The sequence below is a fragment of the Kosakonia quasisacchari genome, from assembly GCF_004331415.1.
Classification (GTDB): domain Bacteria; phylum Pseudomonadota; class Gammaproteobacteria; order Enterobacterales; family Enterobacteriaceae; genus Kosakonia; species Kosakonia quasisacchari.
Genome location: NZ_SJOP01000034.1, coordinates 13,771 through 28,680 on the forward strand (window position 1 = coordinate 13,771; position 14,910 = coordinate 28,680).

Consider the following 14,910-nt stretch of genomic DNA (forward strand, 5'->3'; position numbering starts at 1 on the left):
GGCTAAAAGTTCCACGGCAACTAAAATCCTCTGGCATCTTTCTCACCGTAGCTGCGTTGGCTCACTCATGCGCCCGAATCACTTAATAGACTAAGCTCATCGGGACACATTCGGTTGCCACCTTACTGCGACAAGACCTCTGCCGAGTCTTAATTCTTAAACGCTGTAGTACAGTTCGAACTCTACCGGGTGCGGCGTCATGCGAACGCGGTCGTTCTCTTCGATACGCAGCGCGATGTAAGCATCGATAGCGTCGTCGGTGAACACGCCACCGGCAGTCAGGAACTCGCGGTCAGCATCCAGCGCGTTGAGCGCTTCTTCCAGAGAGCCTGCAACCTGCGGGATTTCTTTCGCTTCTTCAGCCGGCAGGTCATACAGGTTTTTGTCCATCGCTTCGCCCGGGTGGATTTTGTTTTTAATGCCATCCAGACCAGCCATCAGCAGCGCTGCGAAGCACAGGTACGGGTTAGCCGCCGGGTCCGGGAAGCGCACTTCGATACGACGCGCTTTCGGAGACGCAACAACCGGGATACGGATAGATGCAGAACGGTTACGTGCAGAGTAAGCCAGCATTACCGGCGCTTCATAACCCGGGACCAGACGCTTGTAGGAGTTGGTGGTCGGGTTAGACAGGGCGTTGATCGCTTTCGCGTGTTTAATTACGCCGCCAATGTAGTACAGCGCCATTTCAGACAGGCCAGCGTATTTGTCGCCAGAGAACAGGTTAGTGCCGTTCTTGGACAGAGACATGTGGCAGTGCATACCGGAACCGTTATCACCGAACATCGGTTTCGGCATAAAGGTCGCGGTTTTACCGAAGCGGTGAGCAACGTTGTGCACCACGTATTTGTAAATCTGAATTTCGTCCGCTTTTTTGGTCATGGTGTTGAAGCGGGTAGCCACTTCGTTCTGACCAGCCGTTGCCACTTCGTGGTGGTGAGCTTCAACAACCAAGCCCATCTCTTCCATCACCAGACACATGGTGGAACGCAGATCCTGTGATGAATCGACCGGCGGAACCGGGAAGTAACCGCCTTTCACTGCCGGACGGTGACCTTTGTTACCACCTTCATATTTGGTGGAGGTGTTCCATGCGCCTTCGATATCGTCGATAGCGACGCTGGAACCGGAGATGGAGCTGCCGAAGCGCACGTCGTCGAACAGGAAGAATTCCGGCTCTGGTCCAAACAGAACAGTGTCTGCCAGACCGGTTGAGCGCAGGTATTCTTCAGCGCGTTTAGCGATGGAGCGCGGGTCACGATCGTAGCCCTGCATGGTGCCTGGTTCGAGGATATCGCAACGAATGATCAGCGTAGACTCTTCGTAGAACGGGTCAATGACAGCGGTAGTCGCGTCCGGCATCAGCACCATGTCTGATTCGTTGATGCCTTTCCAGCCACCAATCGAAGAACCATCAAACATTTTACCTTCTTCAAAGAAGTCAGCGTTTACCTGATGGGCTGGGATAGTGACGTGCTGTTCTTTACCTTTGGTATCGGTGAAGCGCAGATCGACAAACTTCACTTCGTGCTCATTCAGCATCGTCAAAACGTGTTCAGCGGACATACTTAAACTCTCCCGGATTTGTCATTGTCGTCGTGGTAACGAGGTCTTCTAATTACTACATAAAGCTGGCGTAGTTAGCGTACAATCGTTAAAGCGAAATCTATGCCAACTTTTAAATGCCCCTAAAAAGGCGTTATCATGCACGGTATAGTGCAAAAGGGCTGCACCATGATGGTTATGTTGCACCAATATAGTGCCTTTATGTGAACATAGGGCACTATATTGGTGCAATTTTCGTTAATTGCCCCTTTTAACGCTCCGTGAAAGCGATCACAAAGCGTCTCTGCAATACTTGTTTGCGGGGGATGTTTGTGATCCTGTTTTGTAGTGCGATTAATCCGTGTACAATAACGCGCTATTTCTAAATGCCTGAGGCAAAGTTGTGATCGAAAATTTGCGTAACATCGCCATCATCGCGCACGTTGACCATGGTAAAACTACCCTGGTTGATAAGCTGCTGCAGCAATCCGGTACGTTTGATGCTCGTGCCGAAACCCAAGAACGCGTGATGGACTCCAACGATTTGGAGAAAGAGCGTGGGATTACCATCCTCGCGAAAAACACCGCGATTAAATGGAATGACTACCGTATCAACATCGTGGATACCCCAGGGCACGCCGACTTCGGTGGTGAAGTTGAACGTGTCATGTCCATGGTAGACTCCGTTCTGCTGGTCGTTGACGCAATGGATGGCCCAATGCCGCAGACGCGCTTCGTGACCAAAAAAGCATTTGCCCATGGTCTGAAGCCCATCGTCGTTATCAACAAAGTTGACCGCCCTGGCGCGCGTCCTGACTGGGTTGTTGACCAGGTATTCGATCTGTTCGTTAACCTTGATGCGACTGACGAGCAACTGGATTTCCCGATTGTTTACGCTTCCGCGCTGAACGGTATCGCTGGTCTGGATCACGAGAACATGGCTGAAGACATGACTCCGCTGTACCAGGCGATTGTTGACCGTGTTCCTGCGCCAAACGTTGACCTCGATGGCACCTTGCAGATGCAGATCTCTCAGCTCGACTACAACAACTATGTTGGTGTTATCGGCATTGGTCGTATCAAACGCGGTAAAGTGAAGCCGAACCAGCAGGTCACTATCATTGATAGCGAAGGCAAAACCCGTAACGGTAAAGTCGGTAAAGTGTTGACCCACCTGGGGCTGGAGCGTATCGATAGCGAAGTCGCAGAAGCAGGCGATATCATTGCGATCACCGGTCTGGGCGAGCTGAACATCTCCGACACCATTTGCGACCCGCAGAATGTGGAAGCGCTGCCGGCACTGTCTGTTGACGAGCCGACCGTTACCATGTTCTTCAACGTCAACACCTCTCCGTTCTGTGGTAAAGAAGGTAAGTACGTGACTTCACGTCAGATCCTCGACCGCCTGAACAAAGAGCTGGTGCACAACGTTGCGCTGCGTGTTGAAGAAACACCGGATGCTGACGCATTCCGCGTATCCGGTCGTGGTGAACTGCACCTGTCTGTTCTTATCGAGAACATGCGTCGTGAAGGTTTCGAAATGGCGGTTTCCCGTCCGAAAGTTATCTTCCGCGAAATCGATGGCCGTAAACAAGAGCCGTTCGAAAACGTCACGCTGGACGTTGAAGAGCAGCACCAGGGTTCTGTAATGCAGGCGCTGGGCGAGCGTAAAGGCGATCTGAAAAACATGAATCCGGACGGTAAAGGCCGCGTACGTCTCGACTACGTGATCCCAAGCCGTGGCCTGATCGGTTTCCGTTCAGAGTTCATGACCATGACTTCCGGTACCGGTCTGCTGTACTCCACCTTCAGCCACTACGACGACGTTCGTCCGGGCGAAGTGGGCCAGCGTAACAACGGCGTGCTGATCTCCAACGGTCAGGGTAAAGCGGTTGCGTTTGCGCTGTTCAGCCTGCAGGATCGCGGTAAGCTGTTCCTCGGTCACGGTGCGGAAGTGTATGAAGGCCAGATCATCGGTATTCACAGCCGTTCTAACGACCTGACGGTAAACTGCCTGACCGGTAAGAAACTGACCAACATGCGTGCGTCTGGTACAGACGAAGCCACGGTTCTGGTTCCGCCGATCAAGATGACCCTGGAGCAAGCTCTGGAGTTCATTGATGACGACGAACTGGTAGAAGTGACTCCGCTCTCTATTCGTATTCGTAAACGTCACCTGACGGAAAACGACCGTAAACGCGCAATGCGCGGAGCGAAAGAAGAGTAATCGCTCTTTATTTGCTTGTGAAAAAGCCGCTGATTTTCAGCGGCTTTTTTTATGTCTGTATCTTCTTCGCGTGAAGTCGCGAACTATTCAAGTCAGAACTTTCCCGCTACAGTTAACTCTCCACGGCTGGCAAGGAGAGAGAAATGCTCTATATCTTTGATTTAGGTAACGTGATTGTCGACATCGACTTCAATCGGGTGCTGGGTGCCTGGAGTGATTTTAGCCGTGTGCCGCTCGCGACCTTAAAGCAGAGTTTCACCATGGGCGAGCCGTTTCACCAACATGAGCGCGGTGAGATCAGCGACGAAGATTTCGCCAAAGCGCTGTGTCATGAAATGGAACTCCCGCTTAGCTACGAGCAGTTTTCCACCGGCTGGCAGGCGGTATTTGTCGAGTTGCGCAAGGAGGTTATCGACATCATGCACAAACTGCGCGAGCAGGGGCATCGGGTCGTCGTGTTGTCGAATACTAACCGTTTGCACACCACGTACTGGCCGGAACAGTATCCGGAAATCCAGGCGGCAGCTGACCATATTTACCTTTCCCAGGAGATGGGAATGCGCAAGCCCGAAGCGCGAATTTATCAGCAGGTGCTGGCACTGGAAGGGTTTTCTGCCGACGATAGTGTCTTTTTCGACGACAATGCCGAGAATATCGCCGGTGCGGAACAATTGGGCATTACCAGTATTCTGGTGACAGGAAAAACGACTATCCCGGATTATTTCACGAAGCAGCTATGCTAAAAAATCTGCGGCATCATGCAAAACATCGCACGCGCCCGCTGGCGGCGTGGTTGCGGCTGCTATGGCGGCGCATTGATGAAGACCATATGACGACACTGGCGGGGAATCTCGCCTATGTCTCACTGCTGTCGTTGGTGCCGTTGATCGCCGTAGTGTTTGCGTTGTTCGCTGTTTTTCCTATGTTTTCTGAAATTAGCATTCAGTTGCGCCACTTCGTGTTTGCCAATTTCATTCCCACCACGGGCGATGTGATTCAGAACTACATTGAGCAGTTTGTGGCGAACTCCACCAAAATGACGGCGGTAGGCGCATGCGGGCTGGTGGTGACATCGCTGCTGCTGATGTACTCCATCGACTCGGCGTTAAATACTATCTGGCGCAGCACGCGCGTACGCTCGCATGTTTATTCATTTGCCGTCTACTGGATGATCCTCACGCTTGGCCCGTTACTGGCGGGTGCCAGCCTTGCGATAAGTTCCTACTTGCTGTCGCTACGCTGGGCGAGCGAACTGAACAGCATGATTGATGATGTGCTGCGCATATTTCCGCTAATCCTGTCGTGGCTCTCTTTTTGGTTGCTGTACAGCATTGTGCCGACAACGCGCGTGCCGAATCGCGACGCCATTATCGGCGCGTTTGTCGCGGCGCTGCTGTTTGAGTTAGGTAAAAAGATTTTTGGTCTCTACATCACCATGTTTCCTTCTTACCAGCTGATTTATGGCGTGCTGGCTGTCATCCCCATTTTGTTCCTCTGGGTCTACTGGACCTGGTGTATCGTCTTGCTTGGTGCAGAAATAACTGTCACTCTCGGTGAATACCGAAAACTCAAAATAGCCGCACAGCAAGAAGAAGCAGACCAACCATGATTGCATTAATTCAACGTGTTTCCCGCGCGAGCGTTAGCGTGGCGGGTGAGGTGACGGGCGAAATTGGCCCAGGACTTTTGGTGTTGTTGGGCGTCGAAAGGGAAGACGATGAACAGAAGGCGAACCGCCTGTGCGAACGTGTGCTGGGGTATCGTATTTTTGGCGACGCAGAAGGGAAGATGAATCTTAACGTCCAGCAGGCTGGTGGGAGTGTGCTGGTGGTGTCGCAATTTACGCTGGCGGCGGATACAGAACGTGGAATGCGTCCGGGCTTTTCCCGAGGCGCTGCGCCGGAAAAGGCAGAAACGTTATACCACTATTTTGTTGAACGTTGCCGCAGCCAGCAAATGGAAACGCAAACCGGGCGATTCGCTGCCGATATGCAGGTTTCGCTGGTCAACGACGGCCCCGTCACGTTCTGGTTGCAAGTATGAGCCAGCTTGCGGCGTGGCCCCTGGCTACAAGAGAGAGTGCTGCTATGTATCACCTTCGCGTACCGCAAACGGAAGAAGAGTTAGAACTCTATTACCAGTTCCGCTGGGAAATGCTGCGTAAACCGCTGCACCAACCGAAAGGTTCCGAGCGTGATGGCTGGGATGCGATGGCACATCACCAGATGGTGGTCGACGAAGAGGGCAACATCGTCGCTATCGGTCGGTTGTATATCAACGCAGATAACGAAGGGTCTATCCGCTTTATGGCGGTACACCCGGACGTGCAGGACAAAGGCCTTGGCACGCTGATGGCAATGACGCTGGAATCCGTGGCCCGCCAGGAAGGGGTAAAACGCGTGACCTGCAGCGCCCGTGAAGATGCGGTGGCGTTCTTCGCGAAACTCGGCTTCGTCAATGAAGGGGAAATTACCGCGCCGCAAACCACGCCGTTGCGCCACTTTTTGATGATCAAACCGATCGCCACGCTCGATGATATTCTGCATCGCGGCGACTGGTGCGGGCAGTTGCAGCAGGCCTGGTATCAGCATATCCCGCTAAGTGAAAAGATGGGTGTGCGCATTCAGCAGTACACCGGACAGAAATTTATCACCACTATGCCGGAAACCGGCAACCAGAATCCGCATCACACATTGTTCGCCGGTAGCCTGTTTTCCCTGGCGACACTCACTGGTTGGGGGCTGATCTGGCTAATGCTGCGTGAGCGCCATCTCGGCGGCACCATCATCCTTGCCGATGCGCATATCCGCTATAGCACGCCGATCACCGGTAAACCGAGCGCGATTGCTGATCTTGGCTCGCTAAGCGGCGATTTGGACCGTCTGGCGCGCGGGCGCAAAGCGCGCGTTCAGCTTCAGGTTGAACTGTTTGGCGAAGATAAACAGGGCGCGATTTTCGAAGGCATTTATATCGTGTTACCCGCCAAACCCTTTGGATCGTTCGAAGAAGGCGGCAACGAGGAAGAGTAACCGACGGAGCGCCCGATGACGCGGGCGCGCAACTTTCTGCGTTGAAACTACTGCGCGAAGAAAAACCACGCGGTTTTGATCAACCCATCCTGCACTTCATAAACCGCCATATTTTCAATCACCGACTCGCCGATACCGTAGATTTTTTCGTGATCGAACACCTTATTGCCCATCACTGTGCGCGAGAGCAACTCGGCGCGTAATGCCGGGTTGTTAAAACGATGCGCAGCATAAAAGTGACGTAATGCTTCTCGCCCTTGCAGCGACGGCTCGGTGGATGGCAAGCGAAAAGCGATAAAATCCTCGCTAAAACAGGGGGTAAACGCCTCAATATCATGGGCATTGTAAGCAGCAAACTGCTTTTCTACAGGACTTACGATGGACATCGGCACTCCTTTTTTCACGCTGTTATATTCTGGCCACCCGTGCGGCCACGTCTCTTATCGCGTCTTTTGCGCTCTGGCTGATCCCCGCAAGCTGGAAGAAGCCGTGGATCACGCCCTGATATTGTGAACAGGTGCACGTTACGCCCTGGTCGGTCATGTGCTGAAACAGTGCTTCGCCCTCATCGCACAGCGGATCGAACTCTGCGGTAATAATGTGTACCGGCGGCAGACCGGAAAAATCGTCGCGCCACAGCGGGCTGACATCCGGTAACAGACGGTCGGTATCGCCGAGATACATTTCATAACCCGACAACAGCGCCTCGCGGGTAATTACATAATCGGAACCGTTAAAGGTATAGCTGTCGAAATAGGCGGTGGCATCGAGCATCGGGTAAATCAACACCAGTTGCGCGGGTTGCCATGTCGCCGCTTCTTTCAGCCGTAGCGCGGTCACCAATGCCAGGTGACCGCCTGCGCTATCACCCGCTAGCGTGATACGTTCCCTGTCGATACCGAGTTTTTCGGCGTTGTTCCACACAATATCAGCACCATTTTGCGCATCATCATGTGCGGCAGGCCAGCGATGTTCCGGCGCTAACCGATATTGCACAGCAACAACCCGGCAACCGCTATAAAAAGCCAACTGACGCAGCTGCTTATCGTGCGTGTCGAAGCTGCCGCTAATAAAGCAGCCGCCGTGGTAGTAAATCAACGCGGGAAGATGACCGCTGGCGTCTTGCGGCGAAAACAGACGAAACGTCATGCCTTCAAGCGTTATCTCTTCAACCTGAACGCACGTTTCCGTTTCCCCTGCCAGCACTGTGCTGGCGATATAACTGCTGCGTCGGTCATCAATACTCTTCGCTCGCGCTGACGGGCGACCTGCGGCAATAAAGTCGCTTACCAGCCCGGCAATACCTTTTTCCAGTGCCATTCCGCTAACCTTTATCTGTATAAATATCCAGTCTTTATAGCCTGGTTTAGCGTAAATGGGAACGGCTGATTTTTAATAACAGACGGCGAAATGACAGTGCCAGGGAAAGTAAAAAGAGAGACTGACAACCCTTGCCAGAAAGGCAAGGGCTGGAGGAGATTATTCCCCTTCGCCGGGGAATAAGAACGGGTTGATGGAGCTGCGGGCGAAACCTTCTTGTTCCATGCGAGCATCTAACACCAGCGAGGCCAAATCGTCCGCGACCGGCTCGACGTTCGGGTCTTTTTCCTGATAGAGGATCTTCAGGTAAGTGCCGCAGTCGCCACAGCTTTCCGCTTTGATTGCCGCCTGCTCGTTATCCAGCGACCAGTAGTGCAAATCACGGGTTTGCTCGCAGTTGCTGCATTTGACGCGCACCACATGCCACTCGGTTTCGCACAGATTGCAGTGCAGATAACGCAGCCCTTGCGTTGTGCCAATATGTACCATGCTGGAAACCGGCATTGCGCCGCACACCGGGCAGAACTGGCGCTGTTCACCATATTCCGCGCGTGCTTTGCCTGGAATAAGGCTGGCCATTTGCGCCCAGTAGAGCGACAGCGCAGCCCAGATAAAAGGCGCTTTATCACTGCTTACGGAGGCGAAATCAGCGGCAAACAGCGCGCTGGCCATCGCTTCCAGTTCCTGTGCAGAGGCTTTTTCCAGGTTCTCAATGACCGCCAGCGCCGGGCCGCTCATCTCCGGCTTCAGCTCGGCGATCAGCGAATGTAGCAGCTTGTGCCAGTGCGCATCGCGCGGCAGCACATGAATGTCCAGCGGCGGTTTGCCTTGCTCAGCGGCCTCTTTAATGCATGCAGTCAGGTCAATGTGCAGGGGATGGTCGTAAAGCACCACTTCCTGGGCATGGGCGATAAGCGCAGCAAAGCGCAGGTAATCACCCAGCGGGTTACTCTCTGCCAGCTCACGCAAACGCTCTGCGCGGCGGTTATAGAGATTTTTCAGTCTGGGGAATAATAACGGCGGAATAACTTCCGCCGTGCGTTTATCGCTCTTCTCCAGCTCATCTTGCGGGATTATGCGAATACTCATTCAGTCGATTTTTCCGTTGTCTTGCGAACTTCCCGGTACCAGCGCGGGTGATGTTTCTTCGCCCACGAGCTGGTAACCCAGCCTTCCACCATTGCGGTTATCGTGCCTTTCACCCACAGGGCGGCGTAAATGTGCACCATAATAACCACAATTAACGCGACCGCGGCAAATGAATGCACCATCAACGCTAATCGGATCACCGGAATGGGAAACGCTGGCGCGAAGTAAGGGCGCCAGATAACCACGCCGCTTACCAGTAGCAACACCAGGAAAATAATCGCCGCCCAGAAAACACACTTCTGACCGAAATTATAGCGCCCGGTGTCACCCACTTCCTCATTGACGACGATCTTACGAATATTCTTCGCCCAAAAGATATCATCCCTATTGATGAGGTTATGGTGCCAGTAGCGGAAAAACATGATTATAAACGACGCGAACATCACCACGCCGACGAACGGATGGAGAATGCGCGCCAGCTGCGGCGTACCCAGAATCCCCATCAACCAGTTGAAGGAAGGGAAGAAAAACCCCAACCCGCTCACCGCCGCCAGCACGAAGCAGAAGGCGGTGACCCAGTGATTGATGCGCTCTGGCGCCGTGTAGCGCACGATGGTGTCACGTTTTTTCATTTGCGCACCTCGTCTTTCTCTTCATGCAGGTTATCGTCTTCCTCTTCTGCACGGTTCGGACCGACACCGACATAGTGGAAGATGCTGGCAGCGAAGGTCGCGGCAAAGCCGACCGCCGCAAGAGGTTTCCAGATACCTTTCCAGAACTTCACAGTCGCGCTGATCTGCGGGTTCTCCGGCAGGCCGTGATACAGATTCGGCTTGTCGGCGTGATGCAGCACATACATCACGTGCGTACCACCAACGCCCGCTGGATCGTACAGGCCCGCGTTGTCGTAACCACGGGTTTTCAGTTCCGCTACGCGCTCGCCGGCCAGCGTTTTCATATCCTCTTTGGAGCCAAAGTGGATAGCGCCGGTCGGGCAGGTTTTCACACACGCCGGTTCCTGGCCCACGGTCACGCGGTCAACACACAGCGTACATTTGTAGACGCGGTTATCTTCCGGGTTCATGCGCGGCACGTCGAACGGACACCCGGCGATGCAGTAACCGCAGCCGATACACTGCTCGGACTGGAAGTCGACAATGCCGTTGGCATACTGAATGATAGCCCCTTCTGACGGGCATGCTTTTAGACAGCCAGGATCGGCGCAGTGCATGCAGCCATCTTTACGAATCAGCCACTCCAGTTTGTCGTTCTGTTCCACTTCCGAGAAGCGCATGACCGTCCACGATTTGGCGGTCAAATCCGCCGGGTTGTCATACACCCCGACGTTATGCCCCACCTCATCACGAATGTCATTCCACTCGGAACAGGCCACCTGACAGGCTTTGCAGCCGATACAGGTGGTGACGTCGATAAGCTTCGCCACTTCCTGCTGGTGATCCCGCGCCTGCGGCGCGGGAGTGAAACCGTTAGTCGCGGAACGACGGATGATGTCTTGCGATTGATAAGCCATAAGTCGTCTCCGTTACACCTTTTCCACATTCACCAGGAACGCCTTAAACTCCGGCGTTTGGGTGTTCGCGTCGCCGACAAACGGCGTTAACGTATTGGCGATAAAGCCTTTCTTCGCCACACCTTCATAACCCCAGTGGATAGGAATACCGATGGTATCGACTTCCTTACCGTGCACGTTGAGTGTGCGGATACGTTTGGTCACCACCGCCTTGGCTTTGATATAGCCTCGGTTGGAGGAGACGCGCACCGTATCGCCCTGCGCGATGCCCAGCTTGTTCGCCAGTTTTTCGCCAATTTCCACAAACTGCTCCGGCTGCATAATGGCATTAAGCAGCGCATGCTTGGTCCAGTAGTGGAAGTGCTCGGTCAGACGGTAAGTTGTGCCGACATACGGGAACTTATCCGCTTTACCCATCGCTTCCAGATCGCCTTTAAACACGCGGGCGGCCGGGTTGGAAACCACATTCGGGTGCAGTGGGTTAGTGCCCAGCGGCGTTTCAAACGGTTCGTAGTGTTCCGGGAATGGACCTTCCGCCATTTTATCGAGTGCGAACAGGCGGCCCATGCCTTCCTGCTGCATGATAAACGGCCCGACATTACTGCCAGGTGCGGCAGCGCTGTAGTCCGGAATATCCACGCCGCCCCATTTCGCGCCGTCCCATTTCAGCAACTGACGCTTCGGATCCCACGGGTTGCCCTGCGGGTCGGCTGAGGCGCGGTTGTAGAGAATGCGGCGGTTAAGCGGCCATGCCCATGCCCAGCCCAGCGTATTACCGAGGCCCGATGGGTCAGCGTTATCGCGGTTAGCCATCTGGTTGCCTTTCGGCGTCCAGCTCCCGGCGAAAATCCAGCAACCGCTTGAGGTGGTGCCGTCATCGCGCAGGTGAGCGAAGGTGCTCAGTTGCTCGCCTTTCTTCGCCAGCACGGTGCCGGTTGCCGGATCGATAATATCCGCCAGCGCTTTACCGTTGCTTTCCATGGCCACTTCTTCCGGCGACGGGTTTTCCGGCGTCGAGTAGTTCCAGGTCATGTTCAGCACCTGTTCCGGGTTGGCTCCACCTTCTGCCGCGTACATTTTACGCATGCGCAGGAAGATGCCCGCCAGGATCTCGCCGTCGTTCAGTGCATCGCCTGGGGCGTCCGCGCCTTTCCAGTGCCATTGCAACCAGCGACCCGAGTTAACGATAGAACCGTTCTCTTCCGCGAAGCAGGTCGACGGCAGACGGAACACCTCGGTCTGAATTTTCGACGGATCGACGTCGTTAAATTCGCCGTGGTTCTGCCAGAAGTTTGCGGTTTCGGTATTGAGCGGGTCAATCGTCACCAGGAATTTCAGTTTCGACAGTGAGGCGACAACTTTATTTTTGTTCGGGAACGACGCCACCGGGTTAAAGCCCTGGCAGAGATAGCCGTTGACCTTGCCCTGATTCATCATTTCGAAGTACTGCAGGACGTCGTAACCCTTGTCCCACTTCGGCAGCCAATCAAAGCCCCAGCTGTTTTCCGCTGTCGCTTTGTCGCCAAAGAAGGATTTCATCATCGAAACGAAGAATTTCGGGTAGTTGCCCCAGTAGTTTACCTGGCCTTCCAGCAGCGGTTTAGGTGTGTTGGCGGTCAGATAGGTCTGGAGATCGGTCTGTTTTTCGTTTGGCAGCGTCATATAGCCCGGCAGGCTTTGTGACAGCAGGCCAAGATCCGTCAGACCCTGAATGTTGGAGTGACCGCGCAGGGCGTTCACGCCACCGCCCGCCATCCCCATGTTGCCGAGCAGCAACTGAATCATCGCCATGGTGCGGATGTTCTGCGCGCCAACGGAGTGTTGCGTCCAGCCAAGTGCATACAGGAACGACGCCGTTTTATCACGGGCGCTGGTTTCGGCAATGTATTCGCACACCTTCAGGAAATCCGCTTTTGGCGTCCCGCAGATGTCTTCAACCACTTCTGGCGTGTAACGGGAGACGTGCGTTTTCAGCAGGTTCCACACGCAACGCGGATGGGTGAGCGTGGTATCGCGTTTGGCGAAACCTTTCTCATCCAGTTCGTAGTTCCAGCTGGTTTTGTCGTATTTACGTTTTTCTGCGTCATAGCCGGTAAACAGACCATCTTCGAAGCCGAAATCTTCACGCACGATAAGCGTGGCGTTGGTATAGGCTTCGGTGTATTCGCGCTGATATTTTTCGTTGGTCATCAGGTACAGCAACACGCCTGACAGGAAGGCAATGTCAGTACCGGAACGAATCGGCGCATAGAAATCCGCAACAGAGGCGGTACGCGTAAAGCGCGGATCGATAACAATCAGCTTCGCGCCATTGTGGATCTTGGCTTCCATCGCCCAGCGGAATCCCACCGGATGCGCTTCTGCCGCGTTCCCCCCCATCACAACGATAAGGTTGGCGTTTTTCATGTCGACCCAGTGGTTGGTCATCGCACCGCGACCAAAAGATGGAGCAAGACTTGCTACCGTTGGTCCGTGTCAGACACGCGCCTGGTTGTCGACGGCTAACATGCCGAGTGCGCGGGTGAATTTTTGCGTTAAATAGCCGGTTTCATTACTGGATGCGGATGCGCACAGCATCCCGGTGCTCAGCCAGCGGTTGACGGTGGTCCCTTCCGCGTTTTGCGCGATATAGTTGGCGTCACGATCCGCTTTCATTAATTTGGCGATGCGGGTAAAGGCTTCATCCCACGAAATTTGTTGCCACTTATCCGAGCCTGGCGCGCGGTATTCCGGGTATTTCAGGCGGCTTTCAGAGTGGATGAAATCCACCAAACCTGCACCTTTCGGGCACAGCGCCCCACGGTTTACCGGATGATCGGGGTCGCCCTCGATATGAAAGATTGACGCTTTGGCGTTTTTTGCTCCGTCGCCGAGGCTGTACATCAACAGCCCACAGCCAACGGAACAATATGTGCAGGTATTACGGGTTTCGCGGGTGCGCAGCAGCTTATACTGCCGTGTTTCCGCGAGCGCAACACTCGGGGCAAAGCCCAGCGCCGCTGCCGTGGTTCCTGCCATACCGCCAGCGCAGATCTTAAAGAACTGCCTTCTGCTGACCTGCATGGTTTGCTCCTGGTTCGACATTACTCTTATCGTTTTTTCTTTGCGGTGGTTTTCGCAAAGGTTCAGAATTGCTGTTAATCCCTCATATCCTGGGGGATTAGCAACGAAGAATACCACAATGTAGGTATGCTCATTCTGCCGTGGAAGGTTCAGAACTGCTGCTATTCCCTCTTTTCCCCAAGGGATATGCGCGGAGAATACCATAATGTTGATACGCTTGTTCGATAACGGTTAAGACAAAGTGAACGATTTACAGACAAAAAAGCACAAAAATGCAACATCAGTCACAGGAGCCCGTGAGGTTAGCCTGTGGAAACGCGCTGATTTGCAGCACGCCGTGCCGGACATGCTGGCGGAGGAAGTGCCTGTCGCGCTGGTGTACAACGGTATTTCGCATGTGGTGATGATGGCGTCACCAAAAGATCTTGAGCTCTTCGCAATCGGCTTCTCCTTATCCGAAGGGATTATCGAAAACGCATCAGACATTTACGGGATGGATGTCGTGCCCTCCTGTAACGGCCTTGAGGTGCAAATTGAACTCTCCAGCCGCCGTTTTATGGGGTTAAAAGAGCGGCGACGCGCACTGGCTGGTCGTACCGGTTGCGGCGTATGCGGTGTTGAGCAGCTCAATGACATTGGCAAGCCCATCACGCCACTGCCTTTTACCCAGACCTTTGATTTGCAGGCGCTGGATGCCGGGCTGGCGCATTTAACCGATTTCCAGCCTGTTGGTCAGCTCACTGGCTGCACGCACGCCGCTGCCTGGATGCTGCCATCCGGTGAGTTAGCGGGAGGGCATGAAGACGTCGGGCGTCATGTCGCGCTGGATAAGCTGCTTGGTCATCGCGCCCGAGAAGCGCAAGCTTGGGCGCGTGGTGCGGTGCTGGTTTCCAGCCGCGCCAGCTATGAGATGGTGCAAAAGTCCGCCATGTGCGGCGTTGAGATCCTGTTTGCCGTCTCCGCCGCCACAACGTTGGCGGTAGAAGTGGCGCAGCGCTGTAACCTGACGCTGGTGGGTTTTTGCAAGCCGGGCAGGGCGACAATCTATACCCATCCGCAGCGATTAATTGGCGTGTGAATTGGTCAAAAAAGTTGAATGTTGAGAA

The 14,910-nt window shown here is 54.2% G+C and carries 13 protein-coding genes; 6 read left to right on the plus strand and 7 right to left on the minus strand.

The features are described 5' to 3' along the window. Positions 1 to 156 precede the first annotated feature (156 nt). A complete protein-coding gene (gene glnA, locus E0L21_RS23430) occupies positions 157 to 1,566 on the minus strand; it encodes a glutamate--ammonia ligase (RefSeq protein WP_017460102.1) in 1,410 nt (469 codons plus the stop codon). A 382-nt stretch (positions 1,567 to 1,948) separates the two neighbouring features. Between glnA and typA the strand changes: the two genes are divergently transcribed. From typA to fabY, 5 genes are all read left to right on the plus strand, one after another. Continuing rightward, positions 1,949 to 3,772, plus strand: a complete 1,824-nt coding sequence (gene typA / locus E0L21_RS23435; RefSeq protein WP_131413663.1) for a ribosome-dependent GTPase TypA — start codon at positions 1,949 to 1,951, stop codon at positions 3,770 to 3,772. A 143-nt stretch (positions 3,773 to 3,915) separates the two neighbouring features. Beyond that, positions 3,916 to 4,515: a glucose-1-phosphatase gene (gene yihX, locus E0L21_RS23440; RefSeq protein WP_131413664.1), complete on the plus strand. Its 600-nt coding sequence runs from the start codon at positions 3,916 to 3,918 to the stop codon at positions 4,513 to 4,515. Continuing rightward, positions 4,509 to 5,381: a virulence factor BrkB family protein gene (locus tag E0L21_RS23445; protein ID WP_131413665.1), complete on the plus strand. Its 873-nt coding sequence runs from the start codon at positions 4,509 to 4,511 to the stop codon at positions 5,379 to 5,381. Before yihX ends, E0L21_RS23445 begins: the two co-directional genes overlap by 7 nt. Beyond that, positions 5,378 to 5,815, plus strand: coding sequence for a D-aminoacyl-tRNA deacylase (gene dtd / locus E0L21_RS23450; RefSeq protein WP_131413666.1), 438 nt, complete (start codon positions 5,378 to 5,380; stop codon positions 5,813 to 5,815). Before E0L21_RS23445 ends, dtd begins: the two co-directional genes overlap by 4 nt. A 44-nt stretch (positions 5,816 to 5,859) precedes the next feature. Then, a complete protein-coding gene (fabY, locus tag E0L21_RS23455) occupies positions 5,860 to 6,801 on the plus strand; it encodes a fatty acid biosynthesis protein FabY (protein ID WP_165501948.1) in 942 nt (313 codons plus the stop codon). A 47-nt stretch (positions 6,802 to 6,848) separates the two neighbouring features. On the opposite strand, the gene E0L21_RS23460 is transcribed toward fabY, so the two are convergent. The 6 genes from E0L21_RS23460 to fdnG all read right to left on the minus strand — a co-directional run bounded on the left by E0L21_RS23460 (position 6,849) and on the right by fdnG (position 13,804). Further along, the gene (locus E0L21_RS23460; RefSeq protein ID WP_131413668.1) at positions 6,849 to 7,187 is read right to left on the minus strand and encodes a nuclear transport factor 2 family protein; all 339 of its coding nucleotides are present in this window, start codon (positions 7,185 to 7,187) and stop codon (positions 6,849 to 6,851) included. Positions 7,188 to 7,209: 22 nt separating this feature from the next. Then, positions 7,210 to 8,121, minus strand: a complete 912-nt coding sequence (locus tag E0L21_RS23465; RefSeq protein WP_131413669.1) for an alpha/beta hydrolase — start codon at positions 8,119 to 8,121, stop codon at positions 7,210 to 7,212. A 159-nt stretch (positions 8,122 to 8,280) separates the two neighbouring features. Continuing rightward, entirely contained in the window at positions 8,281 to 9,210 is a 930-nt protein-coding gene (gene fdhE, locus E0L21_RS23470; RefSeq protein ID WP_131413670.1) for a formate dehydrogenase accessory protein FdhE, read from the minus strand. After that, complete coding sequence (fdoI, locus tag E0L21_RS23475; RefSeq protein ID WP_017459690.1) at positions 9,207 to 9,842, minus strand: formate dehydrogenase cytochrome b556 subunit; 636 nt, start codon at positions 9,840 to 9,842, stop codon at positions 9,207 to 9,209. Before fdoI ends, fdhE begins: the two co-directional genes overlap by 4 nt. Further along, positions 9,839 to 10,741 carry a formate dehydrogenase subunit beta gene (gene fdxH, locus E0L21_RS23480; RefSeq protein WP_131413671.1) on the minus strand — a complete coding sequence of 301 codons (903 nt, stop codon included), beginning with the start codon at positions 10,739 to 10,741 and terminating at the stop codon, positions 9,839 to 9,841. The genes fdoI and fdxH overlap by 4 nt, the downstream gene beginning before the upstream one ends. A 12-nt stretch (positions 10,742 to 10,753) precedes the next feature. Beyond that, positions 10,754 to 13,804 carry a formate dehydrogenase-N subunit alpha gene (fdnG, locus tag E0L21_RS23485; RefSeq protein WP_131413672.1) on the minus strand — a complete coding sequence of 1,017 codons (3,051 nt, stop codon included), beginning with the start codon at positions 13,802 to 13,804 and terminating at the stop codon, positions 10,754 to 10,756. 241 nt (positions 13,805 to 14,045) lie between these two features. Between fdnG and fdhD the strand changes: the two genes are divergently transcribed. Continuing rightward, complete coding sequence (gene fdhD, locus E0L21_RS23490) at positions 14,046 to 14,882, plus strand: formate dehydrogenase accessory sulfurtransferase FdhD (protein WP_131413673.1); 837 nt, start codon at positions 14,046 to 14,048, stop codon at positions 14,880 to 14,882. The last annotated feature ends 28 nt before the right edge of the window (positions 14,883 to 14,910 follow it).

Bases quoted from the DNA above. Each gene is read 5' to 3' on its own strand.
- dtd (WP_131413666.1), top strand. From the start codon at position 5,378: ATGATTGCATTAATTCAACGTGTTTCCCGCGCGAGCGTTAGCGTGGCG.
- fdoI (WP_017459690.1), bottom strand. From the start codon at position 9,842: ATGAAAAAACGTGACACCATCGTGCGCTACACGGCGCCAGAGCGCATC.
- E0L21_RS23465 (WP_131413669.1), bottom strand. From the start codon at position 8,121: ATGGCACTGGAAAAAGGTATTGCCGGGCTGGTAAGCGACTTTATTGCC.
- E0L21_RS23460 (WP_131413668.1), bottom strand. From the start codon at position 7,187: ATGTCCATCGTAAGTCCTGTAGAAAAGCAGTTTGCTGCTTACAATGCC.
- fdhE (WP_131413670.1), bottom strand. From the start codon at position 9,210: ATGAGTATTCGCATAATCCCGCAAGATGAGCTGGAGAAGAGCGATAAA.
- E0L21_RS23445 (WP_131413665.1), top strand. From the start codon at position 4,509: ATGCTAAAAAATCTGCGGCATCATGCAAAACATCGCACGCGCCCGCTG.
- yihX (WP_131413664.1), top strand. From the start codon at position 3,916: ATGCTCTATATCTTTGATTTAGGTAACGTGATTGTCGACATCGACTTC.
- fdxH (WP_131413671.1), bottom strand. From the start codon at position 10,741: ATGGCTTATCAATCGCAAGACATCATCCGTCGTTCCGCGACTAACGGT.
- glnA (WP_017460102.1), bottom strand. From the start codon at position 1,566: ATGTCCGCTGAACACGTTTTGACGATGCTGAATGAGCACGAAGTGAAG.
- fabY (WP_165501948.1), top strand. From the start codon at position 5,860: ATGTATCACCTTCGCGTACCGCAAACGGAAGAAGAGTTAGAACTCTAT.